Here is a 22,017-nt window from a genome sequence, read left to right on the forward strand (position 1 = left end):
CATGGTGGCCGCTCACGTCGAGGCCGACGAGGTATGGGAAGACATGGGCAGACATAGCCTTCCCGACCCGGACGATCCGGACGAGTCGGGACGCCAACCCGAAGAGCCGCCCACCGAGCGGTTCGGTTTCGGAACCGATCCGGCCACGGGTCCCGGTTCCGCCGACGACGACGAGTCGCGGGGTTACGCCGACGACGAGTCGCGGGGTTACGCCGACGACGAGTCGCGGGGTTACGCCGACGACGGGTCGCGGGGTTACGCCGATGACGGGTCGCGGGGTTACGCCGATGACGGGTCGCGGGGTTACGCCGACGATCTACCGAGCGGCGAGGTCGACGAATACGGGTATCCCACTGCGTCCGCGGCCCACGACCCACCGCCGCCTCCGCCACCGCGCTCGGGCCCCCAGCACACCGGGGACTGGGACGGTGGTGAGTGGACCGGAAGCCACCGCGCCGTCACCCCGGCCCGGCGCGGCGTCAGCATCGGCGTCATCGTCGCGCTGGTCAGCGTCGTCGTCGTGGTCGGCGCGGTCATCCTGTGGCGGTTCTTCGGTGACGCGCTGTCGAGCCGGTCGGATGTGGCTGCCGCGCGCTGCGTGGAGGGCGAGGTGTCCGTCGCGGTCGTCGCCGACCCCGCCATCGCCGATCCGGTCAGCACCTTGGCGCAGCGCTACAACGAAACCGCCGACCCCGTCGGCGACCGCTGCGTCAACGTGAGCGTGCAGCCCGCCGACTCCGGCCAGGTGTTGAACGGCCTGACCGGTGAGTGGCCGGCCGATCTGGGTGAGCGCCCCGCCCTGTGGATCCCGGCGAGTTCGTTGTCGGCGGACCGGCTGGAGGCCGCCGCGGGCGCGGAGAGCATCAGTGACAGCCGTCCGCTGGTGAGCTCGCCGGTGGTGTTGGCGGTGCCTCCCGCCTTGCAGGAGGCGCTGGGCGAGCAGAACTGGGGCACCCTGCCCGGGCTCCAGACCGACCCCGCCGGCCTCGACAAGCTCGGACTGCTGGGCTGGGGTGGACTGCGCCTGGTGCTGCCTCTCGACCAGGACAGCGACGCGTCCTTCCTCGCCGCCGAGGCCATGGCGACCGCGGCGGCACCGCCGGATGCCCCCGCCACCGCGGGAATGGGAGCGGTCAGCACGCTGATGGGCGCAGAACCGGACCTGGCCGACGCCGCGGCGGGCACGGCGTTCGACGCCATGCTGGATGCCGCCGACCCGTCCACCGCCGCGGTGCACGCCGTGGTGACCACCGAACAACGTCTGTTCCAGCGCGCCGCGGAGATGCCCGACGCGGGCTCGGCGCTGGCTTCCTGGCTGCCGCCGGGGCCCACTGCGGTCGCGGACTTCCCGACCGTGCTCCTCGACGGCGACTGGTTGGCCCAGGAACAGGTCGCCGGCGCGAGCGAGTTCGCGCGGTTCCTGCGTAAGCCCGAGCAGTCCGCCGACTTCGCGGCCGCGGGATTCCGCGTCGACGGTGCCGAGCCTCCGTCCAGCGATGTGGTCGACTTCGGCCCGCTCGGGGCGCCGCTGAATGTCGGGGACGCTGCGCTGCGCGCCAGCATCGCCGACACGCTGGCCAGCCCGGCGCAGAGCCCTGCTGTCACTGTCATGCTCGACCAGTCGATGCCCACCGACGAGGGCGGTCGGCCGCGTCTGACCAACGTCGTCGACGCGCTGACCGCACGTCTGCAGGCATTGCCGCCCGACTCATCGGTCGGGTTGTGGACATTCGACGGTGTCGCCGGGCGATCGGAGATCAACGCAGGTCCGCTGTCCGAGCCGGTGGACGGGCGGCCGCGTTCGGAGGCGCTGAACGCTTCGCTGAGTGCCCAGACGGCATCCAACGGAGGGGCGGTGTCGTTCACCACGCTGCGCCTGGCGTATACCGATGCCTACGCCGATTACCGTGAGGGACAGCCGAACTCGGTGCTGGTGATCACTGCCGGGCCGCACACCGACCAGACACTGGGCGGGGAGGGGCTGCAGCAGTACATCAGCGGGGCGTTCGATCCCGCGCGACCGGTCGCAGTGAACGTCATCGACTTCGGAGACGACTCCGATCGCGCGACATGGGAAGCCGTGGCCAACACGACCGGCGGAAGCTACGTCAACCTTGCCACGTCGGACACGCCCGAGCTCGCCGCGGCGATCTCCGCGATGACGTCCTGACCGGTATGCTTCAGCGAACCCGCAAGCGGCTTCAGGTGATTGCGGGTAGACAGCAGGGCTAAGCGTCTGGCGGGTGCTCAGCAACCTCTCTTGATGGCCGGTGAATGGGCTCTCGAGGTGGTCACTTCGCTGACGATATTGCCTCCGATGCACGCCAATGGTATGACCACGTTACCCAATCGACGCAATGAGCTGCGAAGATCGGGTGAGCGTTCGGCTAGGGAGGGGAATCAGGCCAACGATGCGGTCTCACAACGACCTCGAGTCGCCCACCGGTCAGCAATCGGTGGGCGTGCCGGATTGGCGCGACCGTAAGCGCTACGTGTGGTTGCTGGGCCTTGTCGTGCCGACGCTGGTGCCGGTGTCGTGGGCCGCGGTGGCGGTCACGGGCCTCGGAGTGTTCTGGTGGTCGGGTCCGCTGCTCATGTTCGTCGGAATCCCGCTGCTGGACTATCTCGTCGGCAAGGACGCCGAGAACCCACCGGAGAGCGCCTTGGCGTGGCTCGAGCAGGATCGCTTCTACCGGTGGGCCACCTATCTGTATCTGCCCGCCCAGTACCTGTCGCTGGCACTGGCCTGCTGGCTGTGGAGCGGCGGCGGCGGGGTGAGCCTGGGCGTGGTGGACGCGATCGGTCTGATGTTGACGGTCGGCGGCATCGGCGGGGTGGCCATCAACACGGCGCACGAACTGGGCCATCAGCGGGCCGGGGCCGAGCGGTGGCTCAGCAAGATCGCGCTGGCCCAGACCGGTTACGGTCACTTCTACGTCGAGCACAACCGAGGGCACCACGCCCGCGTGGCGACTCCGCAGGACCCCGCCAGCTCGCGGTTGGGCGAGAGCGTCTACGCGTTCTTCTTCCGCTCTTCCTTCGGTGGACTGCGTTCGGCGTGGGCGCTGGAACGGCGCCGGCTCAACCGCCGTCACACTCGGTTCTGGTCGCTGAAAAACGACGTCCTCAACGCCTGGGCCCTGACGGCGGCGCTGTATGCGGTGCTGTTGGCCGTGTTCGGCGTCCACATCCTGCCCTGGCTGCTCGGTCAGGCCTTCGTCGGTGTGTGCCTGCTGGAGAGCATCAACTACCTGGAGCATTACGGCTTGCGCCGGGCCCGTCGGCGCGACGGCGCCTACGAGCAGGTTCGACCGGCGCACAGCTGGAACAGCAACTCGGTGATCTCCAACGTGTTCCTGTTCCACCTCCAGCGCCACTCCGACCACCACGCCAATCCGCAGCGCCGCTACCAGGCGTTGTGCCACGCCGACGAGGCGCCACAGCTACCCGCCGGCTACGCCAGCATGGTCGTGTTGGCGCTGTTCCCGCCGCTGTGGCGCCGGACAATGGATCCCCGCGTGCTGGCCCACTATCGCGGCGACGTCAACCGCGCCGCGCTGAAGCCGCGGCGAGCCGGCGCGCTACCGGGACGACGCGGCTGACTGCACCTGGCGGGTGCGCTTGAGCGCGGTGGCCGCCGCGCGCATCGACAGCGCCGGCGACAGCCGCTCGAGGTACCACAGAGCCTTCCACCACCGCGGCACGACGATGATCGCCTGATTGCGCAACACCGCGCGCAGTGCTTGTTCGGCGAACTCGTCGGGGTCCATCGGGCGCAGCGCCTCCCCCAGCTTCTGCTGGTTCTCGCGACTGATGCTCCTGTTGTGGCCGTATTCGCCGCCGGTCAGGATCGGCGTGCGCACCACCCCCGGGCACAGCACCGACACGCGCACGCCGTGGGTCTTGCCCTCCACACGCAGGGTTTTCGACAGCGCCACCACCGCGTGCTTGGTCGACGAGTAGGCGGCCTGCGCCGACGTGGTGATCAGCCCGGCCATCGACGCGGTGTTGACGATGTGGCCGCTGCCCTGCTTGATCATGATCGGATAGGCGGCATCGACGCCGTGGATCACCCCGCGCAGGTTCACGTCGATGATGTCGGACCAGTCGTCCAGGGTCAGTGTGTCGACCTCGCCGCCGATGCCGATGCCGGCGTTGTTGAACAGATAGTCGAGGCGGCCCGCAGCATCCACCACCGCGTCGATGGCGCGGTGGACGGCCGCGGGATCGCGGACGTCGAGTTCCAGGGCGTGCGCCCGTTCGCCGGAGGCGTCCAGCTGCTGTGCCAGCGTCTTCGCGTGGTCGAACTGGCGGTCCGCGATCCACACCCGGGCGCCCGCGTCGACCAACCGCGCTGACAGGGCGGCGCCGATTCCCGATCCGCCTCCGGTGACGAAGACGACCTTGCCGTACCAGCCGGACATGTCTTTGGCGTTCACCGGGGAAGGATAACGGGCGGTGCGGCGCGGAGCGTCAGCTGCTGTGCCCGCCGGTGCCGGATGTGTCGCGGCGGTGGGCGGTGCAGCGCCCGCAGAATGCGGCGGTCGACGACGTGCGCGGTAGCTGTGCCACGGCTTCGCGGACTCCGCAGTCGAACAGGTGCGGTAGCTGCGACGGGATGCGGGCGCTGTTGCTGCAGGCAGCGGCGAGCGTTTGCTTGAGACCCAGCTTTTCTTACCCCGAAGTCAGTTACCGGCCGGTCACATGCCGATCACGTGACGGACAACCACCTATCACGTCGCCCATTGTTCCGGCCCAGACCCAAAGACCTTGCGGCGTGTGCTGAAAGGCATGGTTCATACCATCGATATTTTTTTGCGCGTCAGTCACGGGCAACATCTCAGCACGGTGGAAAGGCCCCTGGTTGCCCATTAATTACCCACATGTAGTTCAAATTACATGCAATTCCTACCGAGCCGTAGGTTGAAGATGAAAAAGTCCTTGAAATGCATAGAAGGTGCGCTATTGCTCCGATGCTTTCCAATGTGGCAACGTTTCGATGCCCACACTCTACCGTTGTAGAGTCGATGATAAAGAATGTATATCAGCAATATAAATACAGTTTGCCATAAACGTATGAATGAGAATTATTGACGTTTTGCTGCGCGAAGGTACCTACGGCGCAATATGCTCGCGGTGGAGCCAGGCACGGCTCGCGATTTCACTGCTTCTATCGGGGAGTTCTCATGCGGGTTGGTATTCGCAAGGCCGGGGTTGCTTGCGGCAGCCTCGTAGCCTCAGCACTGTTAGCTTTCTCATCGCCGTCTTGGGCCAGCAGTTCGGCGCTGGTGATCGGCGGTCTGGACACGCCGCAGCTGCACGACATCATCATGGCCCAGATCCTCGGTGACCTCACCCACGGCCAGGAGCGCGTCAGCGTGAACTGGCCGGCCGAGGCCGGACCCTACACCGGCAAAGACGACCTGACGCTCGGCCAGTCCATCGACGTGGGTATCGAGAACCTGAACGCCGAGATCGCCGCCGCGCTGGGGCGCCTGAGTCGCGACGAGAACGGCAATGTCCTCAACGGTGAAAAGGTCACCGTCATCGGGCTGTCGGCCGGTTCGCTGGTCACGACGGAAGTGCTGCGCCAGATGGCGGCAGACCCGAACGCGGTGGGGGCCGACGAGATCTCGTTCTACCTGGTCGCCGACTCGAGCCGGCAGGAACTGATCAAGGACTCCAAGTACAACCCCAAGTACGACTACACCTACCAGCCGGCGCCCGACACCATCTACGACACGCACGTCGTCACCGGCGAGTTCGACGGCTTGGCCGACATGCCGGACCGCTGGTGGAACCTCACCGCGGTGGTCAACGCGATGGCCGGCGCCATCGTCGTGCACATTCCGGTGATGTTCGCTGACCTCGACGATGTCCCTGCGGAGAACATCACGGTCACGACCAACGCGCTGGGCGGCACCACGACTCACTACCTGGTGCCGACCGAGGAGCTCCCGCTGGTCACGCTGCTGCCGTTCCTCAAGCCGATGGAAGATAGCCTGCGCGCCTCGGTGGAGCGCGGTTACAAGCGGTATGACGACGTGCCGTCGGCAGCCCGGACGGCGGCGGTGGCCACGGTCGCGGCCGAGCCCGCCGAAGACGTCGCCGAGGACACCGCAGCGCCGGAGCCGGTGAAGGCGGTAGAGGAGGCCGCCGACACGAAGGACACCGCGCCGGTCGACGTGGCGGACACCGTCGAGGTGGTCGAGACCGACGCGGATGACACCGAGCAGGTCACCGAGGTCAGCGACGAGATCGAGGTGGCCAAGGACGACGACGACGCCGTCGAGGAGGCCGTCGCGGAGGCTGCTGACGAGGAGGCCGCCGAGGAGGAGGCACTCGAGGAGGCTCTGGCCGACGACGCGGCTGACGCTGAGAGCGCCAAGGAGGAGGATGCGGCTGAGGACGCGTCCTCGGACACGGCAGCGTCTGACGACAGCGACGCCGGGGCCGACAGCGATGCCGGCGCCGCCGGCGACGATTCGTCGTCGGATGATTCCGGATCGGCGTCCGCCGGCTCCGACGAGTAGCCTCGACACGACCGCTCACCCGAAGCCCCGGCCCCGCGGCCGGGGCTTCGTGGTGTGAGTTTCCTGCCAGGACGGCGACTGCGCCGCGCGCCGCAGGGGACGTCGGCCTAGAATTCTGACGACGTTGATCGATTTGCTGTGAGGTAGCGTTCATGCCCATGGGAGTACCTGAGTACGACGTGATCGTCGTCGGCGCCGGCTTCGGCGGGATGGGCGCGGCGATCCAGCTCAAGAAAATGGGCTACGACAACATCCTGATCGTCGACCGTGAGGACGATCTCGGCGGGACGTGGCACGTCAACCACTACCCGGGGCTGGCGGTCGACATCCCGTCGCCCACCTACTCCTACTGGTTCGAACCCAACCCGAACTGGTCGCGTCTGTATGCCCCCGGCTCCGAGCTGAAGCTTTATGCCGACCATGTCGCCGACAAGTACGACGTGCGCCGCCACATGCGCTTCAACACCCCTGTCGAGGGAGCGCGCTGGGACGAAGACGGGCGATTCTGGCAGGTGGCCCTGGCCAGCGGCGAGACCCTGACCGCGCGATTCCTGATCACCGCGACCGGTTATCTGTCCCAGCCCCGCAAGCCCGACATCCCCGGCATCGAGGACTTCGAGGGCCGCGTCGTACACAGCATGGACTGGGACGACGACTACTCCCCCGCCGGTGAGCGGATCGGGTTGATCGGCACCGGGGCCACTGCGGTGCAGCTCATTCCCGAGCTGGCCAAGCAGGCCGCCGCGCTGACGGTGTACCAGCGCACCCCGATCCACGTCGTGCCCAAGATCGACTTCCCGATCCCGGTCAAACTTCGCCGGCTGTTCGCCCGCATTCCTTTGCTGCAGCGGGCCTTCCGGTTCACCACCGACATCAATCTCGAAGTGATGATGATTCTGTCGGTGCTGAACTTCAAGAACTTCCGTCAGCTGAACACGTTCGCGTCCTACCTCTCCCAGGTGCTCCGCTTCGTCTCGATCCGCGACAAGGACCTGCGGGCCAGGCTGACCCCGAGCTACGAATTCGGCTGCAAGAGGCCGACCTACTCGAATTCGTACTACCGCACCCTGGCCAAACCCCATGTCACACTGCAGACCGCGGGAATCGAGCGGGTCGAGAAGGACGGCATCGTCGGCTGCGACGGAACCAAGGTGCACATCGACACCCTCGTGCTGTGCACCGGCTTCGACTTGTGGGAGGCCAACATCCCGGCCATCGAGGTCATCGGCCGAGACGCCCGCAACCTCGGCAAGTGGTGGCGGGACAACGGCTTCCAGGCCTACCAGGGCGTGACCGTGCCGGCGTTCCCGAACTTCCTGAGCCTGGCCGGGCCCTACGCATCCAGTGGTCTGTCGTACTTCAACACCATGGAGTACCAGATGCGCCACATGGACCGCCTGTTCGGGGAGCTGCATCGGCGCCATGCCGCGACCTTCGAGGTCACCGACGAGGCCAACGCCGCGTTCCGCGATCGCATGGCGGTGGCGCTGGAGAACACCGTGTTCCGGCTCGGCGATTGCGTGGGTTCGCGCTCGTACTACTTCAGCCCCAGCGGGGAGACGTTGGTCCGTCCCGCATCGACCAACCAGACCAACCGGGAAAACGACACGTTCGCGTTGACGGACTACACGTTCGACTGATTCCGCAGGTCAGTGCCGGTGAGGACAGGCACCCCACAGTGATGTGTCAGCATGGAGACATGCTGTTGAGGCGAATGCTCGGTGCTATGTGCGCGGCGGTGTCGGTTCCCCTTGCTGTGCCGTTCGCGATGCCTGTCGCAGCGGCCCAACCGTGTCCCGACATCGAGGTGATCTTCGCGCGCGGTACCGGAGCCCCGGCGGGCCTCGGGTGGCTGGGTGATGAATTCGTCGAGTCGCTGCGCGGCAAGGTCGGTGACCGCACGGTGGGCGCCTACGCGGTCAACTATCCGGCAAGCTTCGACTTCGACACCTCCGCGCCGGCGGGTGCCGCGGACGCGGCAGGGCGGGTGCGGTACATGGCCGACAACTGCCCGGACACCAAACTGGTGCTCGGCGGGAACTCGCAGGGCGCGGGCGTGATCGACCTGATCACCGTCGACCCCAAGCCCCTCGGTCGTTTCACCCCGACGCCGATGCCGCCGGACGTCGCCGACCACGTCGCCGCGGTGGCCGTGTTCGGAAACCCGCTGCGCGACATCAGCGGCGGCGGACCGCTTCCCGAGCTCAGCGGCGTGTACGGCCCGAAGACGATCGACCTGTGCGGACTCGACGATCCGTTCTGCTCCTCCGGACTGAACTTTGCCGCGCACTTCTCCTACGTCAAGAACGGCATGGTCGACCAGGCCACCTCGTTCGTCGCTGACCGGGTGCGCTGAGGCCCTCGCCCGGCAAAGCCAGTTTGGGCCCTTGTTCGGTAGCCGGCCGGAATCGGTGCAGGTACGGCCAGACTGCGAAGACAGGCTTTCTGCCAAGAAAACCCGCGTGTCAAAGTCTCATCAGGGAACGGATCTGCGCGTAGGCTGGGCTTTGCTCAGCAAACCGGGGGACGGCGACGAGGGGGACAACGATGGGGTCAGGCACTAACGGCACCGGGGTGCGACGGCGGCGGTCGCGTTGGTTAGCTGCTGCGATTGCCACAGTGCCTCTGGTGGCGCTGCCCGCGACCGCTGCGGGGGTGTCGGGGGCATCGGTGTCTTTGCTGGCCTCGGCCGCCGAGTTCGACTATTTCCCGCCGGAGCCGGCGCGCGTGCTGACCTTGAGCCTGATCCCCCACGGCAATGACGATGACTTGCAGGGGGTGATGTGCCAGTCGCCCCGCACCTGCGAGATGGTGCAGAACTCGTATCTGTCGAAAACGCTGGCCGTGAACAACCTCGACGAGGCTCTGCGGGACGGGACGACGGGGCGCCAGTACGTCTTCGCCTACAGCCAGGGCGCCCGGGTGGTGTCCCTGTGGTTGCAGACCCGCTCCCAGGTCGAGGGCGCCCCGACGCCTGACGATCTGGGCTTCGTGCTGATGGGCAACCCGGGGCGCAAGTACGGCGGCGCGGACGGTGACTGGGACCAGGTGATCCCCGATACCGACTATCACGTCATCGACGTGTCCCGCCAGTACGACGCCGCCTCCGACTTCCCCGACAACCCGTTCAACCTGCTGGCCCTGCTCAACGCCAACGCCGGTTTCCTGTTCGTGCACCAGGATTACGAGGACGTCGACATCTACGATCCGGCGAACTATGTGTGGACCGAAGGCAACACCACCTACGTCTACGTGCCGACCAAGAACCTGCCACTGCTGGAACCGTTGCGATGGGTCGGGTTGTCGGCACTGGCCGATGCGCTCAACGAACCGCTGAAGGAGATCGTCGAACGCGCCTACGACCGGTCCTACCTGCCTGCGCAGCCGGGTCTTCCGGAGCCGGCACCCGAGCCCGAGCCGGAACCCGAGACGCCGGGCGAGGACGAGGGCACCGTCGACGACGGCCCGGCGGAGCCGGCGGCCACCCTGGCTGCGGCGAAGACGACCATCGACGTGCCCACCGATGCCACCGATGTCACTGAAGTCACCGGCGGGGAGACTGCCGGCGGCGAGACCGTGGGCGCCGATCAGTCGGAGAGTGGCGACGAGGTGGAGCTGACGAACACCGACACCACCCCGGACACTGGCGATCTGGAATCCGGCGACCAGGAAACGGGAGCCCTGGAACCCGGCGACCTGGACACCGGCGATCTGGACACCGGCGATCTGGACACCGGCGACCTGGAGTCCGGCGATGTGGATACGGGCGATCTCGACGACGCCGAGTCCCTCGACGAGGACGCTGCCCTCGCCGATGCCGACCTGCAGACGGAGGAGGCCCGGGAGGCCGACTCCGACGAACAGGATCGGCAGGAGACCGGCGACGGGGGTGACACAGGTTCCTCCGGCGAGAGCGCTGGAAGTGCCGGTGATTCCGGGTCCGCGGCTTCCGGTGCCGGTGAATCGAACGGCTCGGACGAGTAGTGCAGGCGCATTGCGGCGAGTAGTGCGGGGGCACGCGGACGACTAGTGCAGGGACACCGTGACTTCCACCGAACGCACGGTGATCGCCGACAGCGGTGGTGGCTGGCCGTCGACGGGTGTGGTTGGGTGGCATGATGGATGTCGCGGGTCTCGCACCGATCGAGCAGACAGCCCTGCTCACCGAGTACGCCCGGGCGCTGGACAGCGCGCAAGCGCACCCGATCCTCGCCGATCCCCTCGCGCGTGCCACGGTGGCTCAGATCGACTGTGACTATACGAGTCTGGGCGCTACCGCCAGTGTGGTGGCGCTGGTCGCGCTGCGCGCCACGATGCTCGACGAACGGATCCGCGCCTTCATCGCCGCGCACTCCGACGCCGTCGTGGTCGACCTGGGGTCGGGGTTCAACAGCGCGCTCTATCGCGTCGACCCGCCGGCCACCGTGGACTGGTACAGCGTGGACCTGCCTGCGGTCATCGCCCTGCGCGACGCGCTGTTACCGGAGCACGCCAGTGCGCGGTCCGTCGCCGCGTCGGTCCTGGAATCGACGTGGCTGGAACTCATTCCGGCCACCCGGCCCACACTGGTTTTCGCCGACGGCCTGTTCGCATTCCTCGACGAATCCGCGGTGATGTCGGTGATGCGCGACGTCACCGGCCACTTCGCTTCCGGGGTCCTGGCATTCAACGACTACGGACCGGTGAGCAAGCTCAATCAGCTGATGGGCAGGCTCAGCACGTCCAGGAACGCGAACTCGCCGCACACCCAGTGGAAGTTCGCCGGTTTCAAGGACGCCCACACGCCCGAACTCTGGAACCCCGCCCTGCAGTTGATCGAGGAGGCCAGTGGCATGCACCGGCCCGAGGCGCGACTGTTCCCAGCCGGGCTCCGCGTGGCCGCCAGGTTGTCCCACCGGGTTCCGGCGATCGCGCGCAAGGCCAGGATCGTGCAGTACCGGTTCTAACCGTTGGTCTCGGCCACCGACACCGTTGACTCGGTGCGCGGCGCTGCATCCTTGCGACGGTGCACCACGGCACGTCCCCCGCGCCCCGGCGTGACGGTGACGCCGCGGCTGTGCGGCTTCTCGTCCGGTTCGTTCGTCGGCTCCAGCGTGAATTCGCGCAGGATCGTGCGCAGCGTGACGTCCATCTCCATCGTCGCGAAGGACGCACCGATGCAGCGCATCATTCCGCCGCCGAACGGGATCCAGGCGAAGGGGTTGGGCGGATTGCCGACGAACCGGTCGGGATCGAACTTGTCGGCGTTCGGGAAGCTCTGTTCGGCCGCCATCGCCAGTTGCGTGCTCGCCATGATCGTGTCGCCTTCGGGAATCACCCACTCCCCCAGGCGAATCCGGGTCCGGGCGCGGCGAAGCGCCGCGGTCAGAACCGGCCTGGTGCGCTGCGACTCGGCGATCGTGGCCGTCATCAACTCCGACCCGCCGGCGTCCACCTCGTCGGTGAGCCGGGCCAGCAGGTCGGGATGGCGGCGGATCCGTTCGATGGTCCACGCCAGCTGCGTCGACGTCGTCTCGTGGCCGGCGACCAGCATGGTCAGCAGCTCGTCGATGATGTACGAGTCGGGCAGCGGCTCACCGTTGTCGTAGCGGGCCTGCAACAGCAGGGACAGCACGTCACCGCGGTCGGCGAAATTGGGGTCCGAACGTGCGTCGGCGATCAACGAGGTGCAGATCTCGTCCATGCGACGCCGGTACTGCGCGAACTTTCCACCCGGGCTCCAGGCGCCGAGGTCCTTGCGCACCAGCGACGGCAGCAGGGCGATCTTGGAGCCGAACTCCACCGCCGCGGGGATCACCACGCGTAGCTCGTCGAGTTCGTCGCCCTTCGCGCCGAACACGGCGCGCAGGATGGTGTTGAGCGTGATCCGCATCATCGGATCGAGGGTTTCGAACTCCACCCCCTCGGGCCACGACTGCATCTCACGCATCACCTCCTGCTCGGTGATGGTTTCGTAGCTGCGCATGTTCTTGCCGTTGAACGGCGGCAGCAGCAGCTTGCGGCGGGCCAGCAGCTCGTCGCCCTCCAGGTTGAAGATCGACCCGGGCCCCAGCACGTCGCCGCCGAGGTTGTTCTGCGGTCGCCCGACCAGCTCGCGGCTGGTGCTGAACAGATCCTTGACCAGCACCGGATCGCTGATCACGACGGTCTCGCCGAACACCGGCAGCTGCAGGGTGAAGGTCGAGCCGTAGCGGCGCCCCAATGCGGCCACCGCACCGTAGCGCGCGGTGAGCACCGCGGCGCCCTGGATCAGTTTGGGCAGGCGCGGGCCCGGCGGTAGCCGCACGGGCTCCGTCGTCGCGGTAGCCATGTCGTCACCCCTTCATCACAGATGGACGCGTCGGTCGCGGGTCGCTACTAACCGTGAGATCTCAGGCTAGCGCGTAGTCGCTGAGCGGAAAGTGCTGCTGCTCCTTGACGGCCTGACGCACGGTGGTGGGCCGGAACAACGGGGCCTCACCGGAGCTGTTGAACCAGTACGAGCGCGAGTTCGCGCAGTTGCCCAGCAGGAACACCGAGTCGTCGAGCAGCGTCAGCATGCGGTCCAGGAAACGCGCGTTGGCCTCCTCGGTCACTTCGAAGGTCTGCGCGCCGGTGCGCTGCATCTCGCCGAACAACCGCTCCATGTGCCGCATCTGGTATTCGACCGTGTCGAACCACGACATGCCCACCCAGGCGTACGGGCTGGCCTGGCTCAGCATGTTCGGGAACAGCGGCACCGTCAGGCCCTCGTAGGCCTGGAATCGGTTCTCCCGCCACCACTTGCCCAGGTCGCGGCCTTCGCGGCCGATGACCTCGATGGCCGGCAGATTCGACTCCCACACATCGAACCCGGTGGCCAGCACCAGCGTGTCGACCACCCGTTTGGTGCCGTCCGTCCCGACGATGCCGTCGGGCTCGATCCGGTCGATGCCCGCCGTCTCCAGGTGGACGTGGGGTTTGTTGAACGTGCGGTAGTAGACGTTCGACAGCGTCGGCCGTTTGCACCCGAAGTCGTAGCTCGGGGTCAGTTTGCGGCGCAGATCCCGGTCCCGGATCGCCGCGAACCGGTGCAGCCGTCCGATCGCGGCGGCGATGCGGTTCACCGGCCGGAACTGACGGAAGCGCCACATCGCGAGGGTGACCATGATGTCCATGAACAGGTCGCTGGACACCCGCAGCACCCGCTGGGTGGCCGGGACCTTCGCGAACAGCCGCTGCGCCCGCGGCCCGAAGCCGAAGTCGAGCTTCGGCATGACCCAGATCGGGGTGCGCTGGTAGACGGTCAGCTCGGCGGCGTCCTCGGCGAGCTTGGGGATGAGCTGCACCCCGGTCGAACCGGTCCCGATGATCGCGGTGCGCTTGCCCGCCAGCGAGTACGAGTGATCCCACTCCTGAGCGTGCAGCACGGTGCCCGCGAAGCTCTCGATGCCGGGGATGTCCGGCTTCTTCGGCTGGCACAGGTACCCGGTGGCCAGGATCAGGAACCGCGTGTGCAGCGTCTGCCCGTCGGACAGCGACACGAGCCATTCCTGCGCGTCGTCGTCCCAGCGTGCACCGTCGACCACGGTGTTGAACCGCATGTAGCGCCGCAGGTCGTACTTGTCGGCGACGTGCTCGGCGTACGTCTTGAGTTCGCTGCCGGGCGCATACAGCCGCGACCAGTACGGGTTGGGCTCGAACCGATAGGAGTAGGTGGTGGACGGGACGTCAACCGTCAAGCCTGGGTAACGATTGACGTGCCACGTCCCACCGAGGTCGTCCTCGCGGTCGAGAATGGCGATCTTGTCGTAACCGAGCCGGTTCAGCTGGATGGCTGATCCCATGCCGCCGAATCCGGCGCCGACGATTACGGCGTCATACTGCTCCGTGCTCACGGGGCGATACTACGGGCTTGCGTCCCGGCCATTCCTAATCGTCGGAGCCGCCGGAGCTGCCGCTGTCACTGCCGGAGTCGCTGCTGCCGGAGTCACCGCTGTCGCTGCCCGAGCTGCTGCTGCCGCTGTCGGACGAATCGTCCGAGCCCGCGTCGGAGTCATCCGAGTCCGCCTGGTCGTCGGCGGCCTCGTCAGTCGCCTCGTCCTCGGCTTCGTCGGCGATGTCCTCGACCTCGTCGGCGTCGTCGGCGACGTCCTCGGTCTCGTCGGTCTCGTCGGCGACGTCTTCGGTCTCGTCTGCGATGTCCTCGACCTCGTCACCCTCGTCGGAGGCGTCCTCCTCGACGGGGGTCTCGGTCTCCGGGGCCTCCTCGGCCGGCGCCTCGTCGGTGACCTCACCCTCGTCGGTGACCGACTCGAACTTGTCCTTCAGGCCCTGGATCGCGTCGGAGACGACATCCGTCTGCTCCTCGGCGGTGTCCTCGGTGACGGCGGGAGTCTCCTCGGCGGCCTCTTCGGTGGTCCCGGTGGCCTCTTCGGTGGTCTCGTCGACCGTCTCCTCTTCCTGGCCGAACAGCGCGGCGAGGATGGAGGAGGACGAGCTGTCGGCGTCCGCGTCGGCGTCCTCGTCAGTGGACTCGACCGGGGGCCCGATGTACTTGCCGTCCTCGTCGTACAGGTCCTTGACCTTCGGCGGGATGTACAGCCCCTTGGGAATGTCGTCGCCGACCTTCCACTGGGTCGGCATGAACGGGTCGACCTCGTTGCAGTCCGGGCACAGGATCTTGGCGAACGGCCGGAACAGGTAGGCGAAGGCGGTCTCGTTGGGGTTCCAGATCTGGCTCTTCGGCACGAACGGGTACCACGTGACCATCAGTGCCTCGAACAGGTTCACCGCGGCGCCGAGCTGGTCCCCGATCGTCGGGGTCTTGATGCCCTCGGGCGGCGAGATCAGGTGGTTCCAGAAGGACTTGGTCTCGGCGAACCACTCGAGGTGCACGGTCTCGCCGTACCACTCGACCGGGTCACCGTCCTGACCCATCTCCTGACCCCAGTAGGTCTCCTCGTCGCTGACGGGGTTGTACTCGGGGGTGATGGGGCCTTCGAAGGTGTAGCCCTCCTTGGCGAACAGATCCCACAGCATCACCTTGAACATCTGGTCGGTGATGCCGGCGGGATTGGTGCACTGCGTCTTGCCCGTGCCTGTGCACCCTTCGTTCATCGGTAGGTTCGCCCGCGCCCAGTAGTCGGCGATCTCGCCCATCGGGCCCGAGATCGACGGGATGGCGACCAGGAAGTCGACGAATGCGCGGGTCATCTCCGGGTTGGCCGGATCCCAGCCCAGCACGTTGGTCTCGGTGTACACCCACCAGCTGCCGCTGTCACGCATCGCCTCGGCGAAGCGGTTGGTGCCCTGTACGGCGTAGTAGGGGATGTTGGCGACGGTCTCGAGGAGGTTGATCGGCGCGTAGAAGATGCTCTGCGCGTCGGAGATCGGCGCGACATCGTCGAGGCGCGGGTCGCGGTTGTAGCCCTGCTCGATGATGTACTGCAGCGGTCCGGTGAGATCGTCGGCCAGCTTGTCCAGGCCCATCCAGCGCAGCGGCTCGACGATCGGCAACGACTTGGCCGGCACGAAGACGTACTCGGTGTTGCCCTCGGTCCACTTGACGTTGTCCGCGGCGTCGAGGTCGACGTTGGTGTAGCTGTCACCGAGGTGGTTGGTGAAGAAGCCCATCGTGGCGTTGAGCACGGCCAGCACGTTGAACGGGTTGGCCGGCTGGTCGCCCGTCGGGTCGTACTGGTTCATCACGTCGATGACCTTGAAGTCGCTCTCGGGCCACTCCTGACCCCACGGAACGCCCGCTCCGCCGTACTTGCGGCTCGGGTTGCCGACGACGACGAAGGTCAGGTTCTCCGGGACCTCGAAGTCCTCGGGGTTGGCCAGGTAGGCCTCCAGCCACTGGGAGGCCACCACGGCGCCCTCGCTGAAGCCGAGGATCGTGACGTCGTCACCGCTGGCCGCGGCCGCGGCCAGCTCTTCTTGCAGGGCCTCCACACCCAAGCCGAACTGACCTGGGCTGGTCCAGACCGGCATGTACTCCAGGTCCATGCAGGTGTTGCCGCTGTCCTCGCCGCAGTACCGGCCCTGCAGGGCGTCCTTGAGATCCACCGCGTCGGGCGACGGGTTGATCGTGATCACCTTCGCCTTCAGGGTGACCTGCTGGGCACTCTGCGTGGTGGTCGTCGCGCTCTCCGCCGGGGCCGGGGGCGCGATGGGTGCGAAAGCCAGGACGCTCGACCCGACGATTGCCAGGCCCGTGGTCATATACGGGCGAAGCGCAGAATGCATGTGCCGACCCTTCCAGGTGGTTGCAATGTGATGACGATCTGATCACGACGTGAGGTGTGCGGAGATTATCACACTTCGCCGCTGTGCAAGCGATTGCTGGAGGAATTCCGGCGCATCACCGCTAACCCTTCGAGAAAACCACAGGACGTGCGTGAATTGCCAATTGTCCTTCGTCGTCGCGGCGGGCAGCAAGGGCCGCAAGGTCGTTGCTCAGTCGGCCCGGCGCATCGTCAGGCAACTGTCATTCACAGCGTTTGTGCAGGTCGAGCCTGCACAATGCGCTGGATTCGACACTGCTGGCTAACTGGCGGTAACAGCGGGTTACTTTTTGGTGACGTGCGTGCTCATGCGGGCGAACGCCGCCTCGGCGCACACCATCGCCACCCCACTCCAGCAACCTGTCTGGCAGCCTTTCCCGTCCGGCGATCACTTTTGCTGGCGGCGTCAATTACCTCTCGCCCACCTATCGCCGGCCCGGCCCCAGGTGTTAACAGGTGTCGCACACGTATCGATGTCGCGCGCCGACGGTGCTGCGCCGACCCGCCGGCCGCGGTCACAGTCCCCGGGTGCCCAACCAGTCGTGAATGCGTTCGGCGACCGACTGCCAACCGGGCTCCAGCATCATGTTGTGCCCCAGGTCGGAGAAGAACTCGGGCTCGGTGCCGTAGGCCTTGGCGGTGGCGCGCACCTCCGCGGCGGTGACCGCGCCGTCGTGCCCGGCGCCCAGAACCAGCAGCGGCGCACGCACCCGCCTCGGCCGCGGCAGCGCCAAGAGCCCGTCGACTCCCGACCGCGCGCTCTCTTCCTGCAGTCGGGCCGCGCAGGACGCCACCAGGGCTTCCGGGGTGTGGGGCGAGAAGAACCGCTCCCGGGCGAGTTCGGGCGTACTGACGTAGGCGAGCGAACGGCCCGACGCCGAGAGCTTCACGAAATGCCACGGGTGGCGCCGCAGCCAGCGCATCCCCGAACCCAGATAGCCCCGCGGCGGTGCGGACGCCATCAGCACGGCCGCGGGGATGTCGCGGGACTCGAGGAATTTCTGCACCACGAATCCGCCCATCGAGTGGCCGATCACCACCGGTGGTGTGGGCAGGCTCGCGGCCACCTGGGCCACATCGGCGACGTAGTCGGCGATCGACAAGGCCCGCAACGGCTTGGTGGCCGGGCTGGCGCCGTGGCCGCGCAGGCTCGGGGCCAGGGCGCGGTAGCCCTTGCCGGCGAAGAAGTCGAGGAAGTGTTCGTCCCAGCACCATGCCGCGTGCCACGCGCCGTGGACGAACAGCAGCGGGGCCGGATGCGCCGGGCTGGTGCAGCCCTTGTCGATCACCTCGAGTGTGGCTGATGGCATGGCGGTGAGACGGTCTCTTCTGCGGGGAGGCGGGCGGCGGGCAGTCCGGCGCGGGCGGATCGTCGCCGGCAAGCGTGCTGGTGAAACCTACCATTCGGAGCCCGGTCGGCCGTCGGTAGTACCGTCCCTTCCATGATGTTCCGCTCCCGGCCGCAGTCGGCCGGATTTCGTTTCGGATTGCTGGACGGCATTGTGAACACGCGGATCTCGCCGACTCTGTTGCCCTCTGCCAGCATGCTGACCGCGGCGTCCACCGGAGCCGACTCGTTCTGGGTGGGCGACCACATCAATTCTCTGGTGCCGCGGTCGGTGGCCACCCCCGAGCACCTCGGCCTGGCGGCGAAGCTGGTGCCCAAGGTCGACGCCATCCTGGAGCCGTGGACGATGCTCGGCCATCTGGCGGCGCGCAACCGGATGCGCCGGTTGCGCTTCGGGGTCTGCGTCACCGATGCGAGCCGTCGCCACCCGGCGGTCACCGCGCAGGCGGCCGCGACCCTGCACCTGCTGACCCGCGGTCGCGCCATCCTCGGGATCGGTGTCGGCGAGCGTGAAGGCAACGAACCGTACGGGGTGGAGTGGACGAAGCCCGTCGCGCGGTTCGTCGAGGCGCTGGCGACGATCCGGGCGCTGTGGGAGTCGGGCGGCGAGCCGATCACGCGGGACTCGGCGTACTTCCCGCTGCGGCACGCCGTCTTCGATCTCCCCCCGTACAAGGGCAGGTGGCCGGAGATCTGGGTGGCGGCGCACGGCCCCCGGATGTTGCGCGCGACCGGACGGTACGCAGACGGCTGGGTGCCGTTCGTGATCTCGCGGCCCGCCGACTACGCCCGAGCGCTGGAAACCGTGCGCACCGCCGCCTCCGATCACGGCCGCGACCCGATGTCGATCGTGCCTGCGGTCAACCGCACCGTCGTGACCGGACGCACCCGCGACGACGTCGACGAAGCCCTGGATTCGGTGATCGTGAAGTCGGTCGCATTGGCCGCGCCCGCGGAGGCGTGGTTGCGCCACGGGGTGGAGCACCCGCTGGGTGCGGATTTCTCCGGCGTGCAGGACCTCGTGCCGCAGACCATCGACGAGCAGACCGCGCTCGAGTACACCGCGCGCGTGCCGGCATCGTTGATGAAGGAGATCTGTTTCCACGGGACCGCCGACGAGGTGCTCGATCAGGTCGCCGAGTGGCGCGACCACGGGTTGCGCTACCTGTTGGTCATCAACGGCAGCCAGTTGAACCCGAAACTGCGTAAGGGGATGACGGCGACGCTGCCGTACACCAAAGTGCTGCGGGGGCTCGGCAAGCTCTGAACCCGGCTGGGTCTCCGGTCGTTTGCCGGTGGCCATCCGGGTGGCGACCGTCCCGCGTCCGTCGGCGCCATCGATCGGTACTGCTGGTGATTGCTCGGACGCGACATCGGTGCACAGATTGCCGACCGCGGGCTTCTCGGTCAGCCGCGGCGCCTGCCTCTCTGGCGAACGGAACGGACTGCGCTCCCGTTGCGACGGCAAGCTGTCGGAGGAACCGGCGCCGGACCACGAGAAGCGGAACGTATACCCAGCAGCATATTTCGCGTCTGCGTCAATAACAGAGGTGGCTGTCCCACCGCGGCAGGTCACGGGCACCCTTGAGCAGCAAAGAGATCCGGGAGCGGCACACGGGGCGATGCGCGGGTGCGCGAGCGGCCGGGTCGCGTCACCGACGTGTCAGGCCAGAAGTTTGCCGAACGGGAAGCCGCACAGCTTCTCGGCAGGGTATGGTCAGGCGGTCATCAAACGTAACTGCCTGAAGAGATGGGTGTCATGCGAGTAGCTGTGAAACCGGTCATCACGACCAGCGTGGCCCTGGTGGGGGCCAGTGTCCTCGCCGTCGCGCCACTGGAGCCGCCGGCACCCGCGACCGCACGAGTCGTCGAACAAGACGTCAGCCTGACCGCGTCCTCGCTGGCCTACGTGCCGATCAACGCGATCGAGCAGGTCTTCAGCGCGCCGGCCAACATGGTGGCCGCGCTGGACCGGCTGGCCACCGCGCTGGCGATCAGCGGCAGCTGGAACGAATCGCACCCCAACAACGTGTGGGGCTGGGATCCTGCGAATCCGGACATGCTGCGCGAGGCGGTCAACGTCCTGGTGCCCTTCCCGTCGTTCTCGCAGCCGTGGGGCGAGCACCTGAACTGGTGGGCCGCAGCGAATCTGCCGATGTACGAGGGTTGCGCCTACGAATGCGAAGACCTGCCCGGGATGTTGGACCTGATGTTCAAGGTCCCGATGAGCGAGTTCTACGACGAGGACGGCTACACCTTCCCGACCGTCATCAATCCGATCGACGGCCAGGAGACCGAATGGTCCGAACAGCAGGTCATCCTGGACCCGGCGGAGCCGATCAAATCGGTGTGGGCATCGCTGACCGCCGAGCCGACCGGCATCCAGACCGTGACCTGGTGGGAGGTCGTCACGGCCGTCGCGAATTTCAGTGCCGCGCTGCAGATCACCGGTCACCTGCCCGACTGGATCGCGGTGCGCGAGATCGAGACGTTCTTCAAGCACTTCCTGCGTGAACCCGAGGAAGACATCGCCCCCGAGGACGAGGAGTCGGAGACTCCGGCCGAGGCGAACGCCATGCTGGTCGCCTCGTCTGTCGGCCTCTCCCCCGTCGCCGCGCCCAGCGATGTCGCTCCCGTCGCGGAGGACGCCGACGAGGCGGCCGGTGGCGAGTCCGCCGCTGCGGCGGATCAGCGTGAGTCGTCGATCGTGGCCAAGGCGACCGACGAGCTGAAGAAGAAGTTCGAGTCCGCGCCGATCGTCGCAGACGTCGTCGACGAGGCGTCCGAGGATGTCGTGTCCGAGGATGTCACGGAGGACTCCACCATCGAAGCGGACGCTGACGAGGCGGCCACCGAAGAGGCTTCCGCCGAAGAAGACGCCGACGAGGCCGGCACCGAAGAAGACGCTGACGAGGCCGCCGACGAATCAGCCGAGGCCGACGCTGACGCCGAGTCCGACAGCTCCACCACCGGCGGCAAGCACCGCAAGGACGACGACAGCAGCAGCGGATCCGCGCAGGGCGCGACCAGCTCGTCGAGCGATTCGTCGGACACCAAGGACAGCGACTCGGGCGACAGCAAGGGCAGCGACAGCAAGGGCAGCGACTCGGGCGGCAGCGACGACTGACCCGTGACCTGGATGGGGACCGGCTCTCAGTCGGTGCCCATCCAGGGCCGGTTGCCGTACCTGTTGAAGTGCATCACCTCAGCCGCAGGCCGGCGGGTGGTGGGACCGTAACGGCCCCGCGGCCAGCCCAGCGGGACGACGCAGCACGGCGTGACCGAGACGGGCAGACCCAACGTTCGGCGGGTGGATGTGACGCTCCACAGCGGCAGCGTGATCAGCGACGCGCCCAACCCCATCGCCCGCGCAGCCAGAAGCAGGTTCTGCACGCTGGGGTAGATCGAGCCGAAGAAGCCGGACAGTGCCGCGTGCGGCATCGGCACGAACGGGACCCGACCGTCCTTGGCGCCCAACCGCAGGCAGGCCACGATCAAGACCGGGACCTCGGTGAAGTGGTCGACCTGCCACTGCACGGCCCGCGCGGTTTTCGCCATCGACTCGTCGGTGGCCGCCACCCGGCGGATGACAGTCTGGTAGTACAGATTCCAGGCCTGCCGGTAGCGCTTGGCGAGTTTCTTCTTGGTGTCGTAATCCTTGATGACGATGAATTCCCAGTTCTGCCCGTTGGCCCCGGTGGGGGCATGCAGGGCGACCTCGATGCACTTCATCAGGATCTCGTCGTCGATCGGGTCGGGATAGACCCGTCGCACCGCGCGTTGGGTCAACATCGCGTTGACCAGCGGCATGTCAAGGCGGGCAAGGGCTTCCGCCGTCGTCGGCACCTCCCCAGGGGTATCGGTGTAGCGGCGGTCGCGATCGGCCATG

15 protein-coding genes are annotated in these 22,017 nt (G+C 67.2%); 9 read left to right on the top strand and 6 right to left on the bottom strand.

Going from position 1 to position 22,017, the window contains the following annotated elements:
• Window positions 1-43 precede the first annotated feature (43 nt).
• Together ACEWX3_RS14680 and ACEWX3_RS14685 are read left to right on the top strand one after the other, a co-directional pair.
• Window positions 44-2,170: a hypothetical protein gene (locus ACEWX3_RS14680; protein ID WP_374159861.1), complete on the top strand. Its 2,127-nt coding sequence runs from the start codon at window positions 44-46 to the stop codon at window positions 2,168-2,170.
• Between the two features lie 241 nt (window positions 2,171-2,411).
• Entirely contained in the window at window positions 2,412-3,602 is a 1,191-nt protein-coding gene (locus tag ACEWX3_RS14685; protein ID WP_374156938.1) for an alkane 1-monooxygenase, read from the top strand.
• Here the strand turns inward: ACEWX3_RS14685 and ACEWX3_RS14690 are convergent.
• Window positions 3,582-4,424, bottom strand: coding sequence for an SDR family oxidoreductase (locus tag ACEWX3_RS14690; RefSeq protein WP_221357849.1), 843 nt, complete (start codon window positions 4,422-4,424; stop codon window positions 3,582-3,584). The two genes, ACEWX3_RS14685 and ACEWX3_RS14690, sit on opposite strands and share 21 nt — an antisense overlap.
• Before the next feature lie 864 nt (window positions 4,425-5,288).
• Here ACEWX3_RS14690 and ACEWX3_RS14695 point away from each other — a divergent pair.
• The 5 genes from ACEWX3_RS14695 to ACEWX3_RS14715 all read left to right on the top strand — a co-directional run bounded on the left by ACEWX3_RS14695 (window position 5,289) and on the right by ACEWX3_RS14715 (window position 11,479).
• Window positions 5,289-6,533, top strand: a complete 1,245-nt coding sequence (locus ACEWX3_RS14695; protein ID WP_374156939.1) for a PE-PPE domain-containing protein — start codon at window positions 5,289-5,291, stop codon at window positions 6,531-6,533.
• A gap of 152 nt (window positions 6,534-6,685) precedes the next feature.
• Window positions 6,686-8,173: a flavin-containing monooxygenase gene (locus tag ACEWX3_RS14700; protein ID WP_374156940.1), complete on the top strand. Its 1,488-nt coding sequence runs from the start codon at window positions 6,686-6,688 to the stop codon at window positions 8,171-8,173.
• A 59-nt stretch (window positions 8,174-8,232) separates the two neighbouring features.
• The gene (locus ACEWX3_RS14705) at window positions 8,233-8,889 is read left to right on the top strand and encodes a cutinase family protein (protein WP_207067974.1); all 657 of its coding nucleotides are present in this window, start codon (window positions 8,233-8,235) and stop codon (window positions 8,887-8,889) included.
• Window positions 8,890-9,161: 272 nt separating this feature from the next.
• Window positions 9,162-10,517 carry a PE-PPE domain-containing protein gene (locus ACEWX3_RS14710; RefSeq protein ID WP_374156941.1) on the top strand — a complete coding sequence of 452 codons (1,356 nt, stop codon included), beginning with the start codon at window positions 9,162-9,164 and terminating at the stop codon, window positions 10,515-10,517.
• Between the two features lie 134 nt (window positions 10,518-10,651).
• Window positions 10,652-11,479 (top strand): class I SAM-dependent methyltransferase, encoded by an 828-nt coding sequence (locus ACEWX3_RS14715; RefSeq protein ID WP_374156942.1) that lies wholly within the window; start codon window positions 10,652-10,654, stop codon window positions 11,477-11,479.
• Here the strand turns inward: ACEWX3_RS14715 and ACEWX3_RS14720 are convergent.
• From ACEWX3_RS14720 to ACEWX3_RS14735, 4 genes are all read right to left on the bottom strand, one after another.
• On the bottom strand, window positions 11,476-12,843 hold the full coding sequence (locus ACEWX3_RS14720) for a cytochrome P450 (RefSeq protein WP_163675675.1): 1,368 nt from the start codon (window positions 12,841-12,843) through the stop codon (window positions 11,476-11,478). The two genes, ACEWX3_RS14715 and ACEWX3_RS14720, sit on opposite strands and share 4 nt — an antisense overlap.
• A gap of 61 nt (window positions 12,844-12,904) precedes the next feature.
• Window positions 12,905-14,389, bottom strand: coding sequence for a flavin-containing monooxygenase (locus ACEWX3_RS14725; protein ID WP_374156943.1), 1,485 nt, complete (start codon window positions 14,387-14,389; stop codon window positions 12,905-12,907).
• Window positions 14,390-14,423: 34 nt separating this feature from the next.
• Entirely contained in the window at window positions 14,424-16,742 is a 2,319-nt protein-coding gene (locus ACEWX3_RS14730; RefSeq protein ID WP_374156944.1) for a PE-PPE domain-containing protein, read from the bottom strand.
• Between the two features lie 553 nt (window positions 16,743-17,295).
• Window positions 17,296-18,090 (bottom strand): alpha/beta hydrolase, encoded by a 795-nt coding sequence (locus ACEWX3_RS14735; RefSeq protein ID WP_374156945.1) that lies wholly within the window; start codon window positions 18,088-18,090, stop codon window positions 17,296-17,298.
• A gap of 135 nt (window positions 18,091-18,225) precedes the next feature.
• On the opposite strand from ACEWX3_RS14735, the gene ACEWX3_RS14740 reads away from it, so the two are divergent.
• Window positions 18,226-19,395 (top strand): LLM class flavin-dependent oxidoreductase, encoded by a 1,170-nt coding sequence (locus ACEWX3_RS14740; protein ID WP_207067995.1) that lies wholly within the window; start codon window positions 18,226-18,228, stop codon window positions 19,393-19,395.
• Window positions 19,396-19,887: 492 nt separating this feature from the next.
• A complete protein-coding gene (locus ACEWX3_RS14745) occupies window positions 19,888-21,255 on the top strand; it encodes a hypothetical protein (protein ID WP_374156946.1) in 1,368 nt (455 codons plus the stop codon).
• A gap of 26 nt (window positions 21,256-21,281) precedes the next feature.
• Here the strand turns inward: ACEWX3_RS14745 and ACEWX3_RS14750 are convergent, their stop codons facing one another.
• Window positions 21,282-22,016 carry a nitroreductase family protein gene (locus ACEWX3_RS14750; protein ID WP_374156947.1) on the bottom strand — a complete coding sequence of 245 codons (735 nt, stop codon included), beginning with the start codon at window positions 22,014-22,016 and terminating at the stop codon, window positions 21,282-21,284.
• Window position 22,017: the final 1 nt, after the last annotated feature.

The organism is Mycobacterium sp. G7A2, assembly GCF_041902445.1.
Lineage (GTDB): Bacteria > Actinomycetota > Actinomycetes > Mycobacteriales > Mycobacteriaceae > Mycobacterium.